3 protein-coding genes are annotated in these 2,688 nt (G+C 35.6%); all 3 read left to right on the top strand.

Annotation, left to right across the window (positions count from 1 at the left end):
• Positions 1–158: 158 nt before the first annotated feature.
• Complete coding sequence (locus KQI69_RS00895) at positions 159–554, top strand: hypothetical protein (protein WP_216563400.1); 396 nt, start codon at positions 159–161, stop codon at positions 552–554.
• Positions 548–901 (top strand): IS66 family insertion sequence element accessory protein TnpB, encoded by a 354-nt coding sequence (tnpB, locus tag KQI69_RS00890; protein WP_216563399.1) that lies wholly within the window; start codon positions 548–550, stop codon positions 899–901. Before KQI69_RS00895 ends, tnpB begins: the two co-directional genes overlap by 7 nt.
• A gap of 84 nt (positions 902–985) precedes the next feature.
• Positions 986–2,599 carry an IS66 family transposase gene (locus tag KQI69_RS00885; protein ID WP_216563398.1) on the top strand — a complete coding sequence of 538 codons (1,614 nt, stop codon included), beginning with the start codon at positions 986–988 and terminating at the stop codon, positions 2,597–2,599.
• Positions 2,600–2,688: the final 89 nt, after the last annotated feature.

Here is a 2,688-nt window from a genome sequence, read left to right as displayed (position 1 = left end):
GTAAGCGCAAAATATCCATGCGGATAGCATATCAACAAATATTATGCCATAATTAGATTGTCTCAAAAATTGGAAACGTTCACTCCAAAAATCTTGAAGTTTCTTATTCAATCTTGGAGCCGTTTACTACAACATTACACAAAACTAGGAGAAAATATATGGCAGATAAAAAATTATATTATGATAAAATTTATGATCTTGTCATGCAATGCCGTAAAAGTGGTTTGTCTGACAAGCAATGGTGCATTGATAATGATATTGCACCAAGTACATTTTATTGGTGGATCAAAAAACTCAGACAACAGGCTTGTTATAAAGTGCCTGAACATAACTTTAAAAATAATACAAATATAACTACTGAAAAACAAGAGGTTGTCTGTGTAAATATATTACCTCAAGCAGCAGAAAATACTGCTTTACCTTATGAAAAGGATGATACATGCAGAACACCAATAGTATTTCAATATAAAAACGCATGCATAACATTGCAGGATGGCTTTAATGAACAGACATTGATAAAACTTTTGAATGTATTGCAGGAGATGTCATGTTAGGCGATATATCCGCTCTGGATAAGATCTACATAGTTTGCGGCAGAACGGATATGAGAAAACAGATTGACGGATTATGTGCAATAATAGAAGAAAAACTGCAAATGCATTCTGATGAAAATGCTCTTTTTCTATTTTGCGGACGAAAAAAAGACCGCATAAAAGCAATATATCGAGAAAAAGATGGCATAGTTTTATTATACAAGCGGCTTACAGGCTCAGGCAATTATAAATGGCCGCGCAACCAAGATGAAGTAAAGGCTCTCACATGGAAGCAGTTTGAGTGGCTAATGGATGGACTTGAAATAGAACAGCCAAAAGCAATAAAACCATCTGATAAAAGTAAATAAAAGACTTAAAAATCAAGCATTTCAGCTGTCTTTTTACTCTTAAATATGGTATAATAACTGTATCAAATCGTGGAGGGCGAGCAGATGTCTGTTGATACAAAAGATATACTGATCAGAGAGTTAAAAGATTCACTTAATGAGCAGAGACAACTTAATAAAACGCTCCAGTCAGCTTTAAATAACAGTAATATTCAAGTTAAAGAACTGACTGTGCAGATCAGACTTTTGAATGAACAGGTTGATTACATGAAGCGAAAGCTGTTTGGTTCATCACGCGAAAAAATGACACAACAGACAGACGGACAATTATCACTTGATCTTTCTGATGAAAAAAATGAAACAGTTGAGGAGTTACCCTCGATTGAAGAAGGGATAATTGTTAAAAAACATACCAGAAAAAAGAAAGTTACTTTTGCTGAAAAAACAAACAATCTTCCGGTTGAAATAAGTGAGATCATATTGCCCGAAGAAGAACAGATCTGTTCTGTATGTGGTACACATTTAGAAGTCATAGGAAAGGAAACAGTCCGTAAAGAACTTGAATATATACCTGCGACATTAAAAGTTGTGGAGTATGTCAGTGTACATTACGGCTGTCCAAAGTGTAAAACAGATGAGGAAAAGCCAAATATCATACATGCCCCTGTCCCACCGGCATTACTCGGAAGTTATGCGTCCCCATCAATTGTTGCATGGGTGATTTATTCAAAATATGTTAATGGGATGCCGTTATATCGTCAGGAAAAAGACTGGCTGCAATACGGTTTTGAACTAAGTCGTGCAACCATGGCGAACTGGGTTATAGGATGTGCAAATAAATATCTTCGTTTATTGTATGACTATTATCACAGGCTTCTGTTAAGCAGAGAGTTTGCTATGGCAGACGAGAGTCCTATACAAGTATTGAAGGAAGAAAATCGTGATGCAACAGCAAAATCATATATGTGGCTGTTTAGAAGCGGTGAAGATGGAACCCCGCCAATAGTCTTATACAAATATGCATCAACCCGCAGTGGAGATATAGCAAAAGAATTTCTGAAAGGTTTTCATGGATATCTTATGGCTGATGGTTATACAGGATACAATAAAGTACAGGATGTAAAGCGGTGTTGTTGTTTTGCACATATAAGAAGATACTTTTTTGATGCCATTCCAAAAGGAAAAAGTCGTGATATCAGTCATCCGGCAGTGCAGGGAGTAGAGTATTGTGACAAACTTTTTGCATATGAGAGGCATTTTAAAGAAAAAGGGTATTCATACAAACAGATAAAAAATGGTCGTCTCAAAAAAGAAAAACCAGTAATTGAGGCTTTTTTGTCATGGCTTGAAAAGCAAAGTCCTGTTAAAGGCAGTAAATTTGCTGCGGCAGTTACATATGCTTTGAACAGAAAAGAAGATATGCTTACATATCTCGAAGATGGCCGATGTAGTCTGAGTAACAATTTAAGTGAACAGAAAATGAAATCATATGTTATAGGAAGAAAGGGATGGCTTTTCAGCGACAGTCCAGAAGGGGCAGAAGCAAGTGCCATCTCATACAGTATAGCCGAGACAGCGTTGTCGAACGGATTAAATGTATTTAAATATATAAGATATATATTAGAGAAACGCCCTAATGAAGAAATGTCAGACGACGATTTAGAAAAACTGTTACCATGGAATGAAGAAGTGTTTGAATTGTGTAAAATTGAAAAATAGATGAAAGAAACAAATAACTTAGCATAACAAGAAAAATACTGTTTATGCTAAGTTATTTTTTGATATACGCCTGAGTATTTTGCGCTTAC

It is taken from the genome of Eubacterium sp. MSJ-13, from assembly GCF_018918235.1.
In the GTDB taxonomy this organism is placed as follows: domain Bacteria; phylum Bacillota; class Clostridia; order Lachnospirales; family Lachnospiraceae; genus Butyribacter.
The sequence above is the reverse complement of the archived record's forward strand: the minus strand, read 5'-3'. Positions and strand labels throughout refer to the sequence as shown.